This is a genomic window from Kitasatospora aureofaciens (assembly GCF_019192735.1).
Lineage (GTDB): Bacteria > Actinomycetota > Actinomycetes > Streptomycetales > Streptomycetaceae > Kitasatospora > Kitasatospora aureofaciens_A.
The window spans coordinates 1-1,512 of the sequence record NZ_JAHTKP010000162.1 but is presented as its reverse complement, the minus strand read 5'-3'; the positions used below and the strand labels follow the sequence as shown (position 1 = coordinate 1,512).

Below are 1,512 nucleotides of genomic sequence, written 5' to 3'. Positions count from 1 at the left end.
CCCCCGCCGCTACCTGCCCGAGGCCAGCATGGAAAGGATCTACCCCGCCGACCCCGGTCGCGACGAACTCCCGCCTACTTCATGACTGTTGGCGCACGACCACTACACCACCTCATGGGACACGACCTCCAGGTGCTCTGCAAGAGCTGCCACAAGGCAAAGCCCGACGGGACTTCGACCACCAGCGACCGCCGTTCTGACGTGGTGCTCGCGGGGCTGGGCGGGGCGCTCCGGAAGTTCCTGCCCTGTCGCCCTGGCGATCCCGGCCCCAGCTCGAAAAACGCACCCTGGGTGTAACGCCGGACCCAGGCGCCCCCAGTGATCAACTCGCCTGACACGTAGGCGAAGCCGGGCTGAGTGCCCCGGAGAAAGGCACCCCTTAAGGGGGTCGAAGCGCTCGCTAGGAGGTGGTGAAGGTGTCCCGAGCGAAGAGCCCGGACCTTCGAACCGACCACCCGTCGGCGACGCTGAACGAGCCCGCGCCAGTCGTCCATGAAGGCCGCGCCCCGCGGGTACCTGCCCATCTGGGGAAGGTCGGCCGGGAGGCGTGGCGGACGGTCTGGACGGCGGGCGCGGGGGCGTACTCCCCGGAGACGGACCGGTACATCATTCTGCGCTACTGCGAACTCCAGGACCGTCGGGCGGAGCTGTTGGCGGTGGTCGCTGCCGACGGCTACATGTCGGAGGGGTACAACGGCCAGCCCGTTGCCCACCCGATGTTGCGGTACGTGGAGTCCACGGAGAAGGAACTTCGGTCGATCGAGAACTCGATCGGCTTCACGCCTGAGGCCCGGATGCGTCTGGGCATTGTGGCCGCTGAGGTCCGGCGCGTGGCCACCCGCCCGGAAGACTTCTAGCGGTTTCCCCCGGTCGGCCGGTGTCGGTCTTGGCCGAGGGGGTTGTAGGTGCCCTCGGCTAACCGGCTAGGCCGCCCGCGACGAGTAGCAACGCCGCAGTGTTTGATCACCGGATCACGTAGCGGTCGAGCCAATGAAATCGTGTGCGATGAATTTGTGGCGGCAGGATTGCCGGGCGCATGGCCGGGGCGCCCTCGCTTCCCACTCATAACCCGGGCAGCCACAGAGCAAGCAGGGGAAACCCTCAACGTCCTGATGCAGTCCAACGGCTGACAGTCTCGAACGGGCCTCTCCGTAGACTTTCCGAAGTTGCAATTCGACTTGGCCGAGATCGGCCTCAACCTTCTTGAAGGCTTCCCTCTGCGCATCAGTCAGATCGTTAATCTCCATTTCCGTCCTCCTCGCGCAAGAAAGCATCATCGCGTTCAGTCTCAGTGTGACCCCACAACGACGTAGACGCATGTTGCAGTTGTGGCGCTGGTTGGCGGTGCGAGTGGATAGCCAGCGAAGGTCGTCGGTCAAGTCACTATGAAGTTCCCCCACTGAACTGGACAGCCTGATACTGGGACGTTGAGTCCCGGAGGAAGCAGTCCTGATAGTGAGCGGTAAGAGCAACATGAGCAAGCGGTACACGGCCGAGTTCAAGCGGGACGCG

The 1,512-nt window shown here is 64.4% G+C and carries 1 protein-coding gene; it reads left to right on the top strand.

Annotated elements, in window-relative coordinates:
* Nucleotides 1-416: 416 nt before the first annotated feature.
* Nucleotides 417-857, top strand: coding sequence for a phage terminase small subunit P27 family (locus KV557_RS41730; protein WP_218207341.1), 441 nt, complete (start codon nucleotides 417-419; stop codon nucleotides 855-857).
* The last annotated feature ends 655 nt before the right edge of the window (nucleotides 858-1,512 follow it).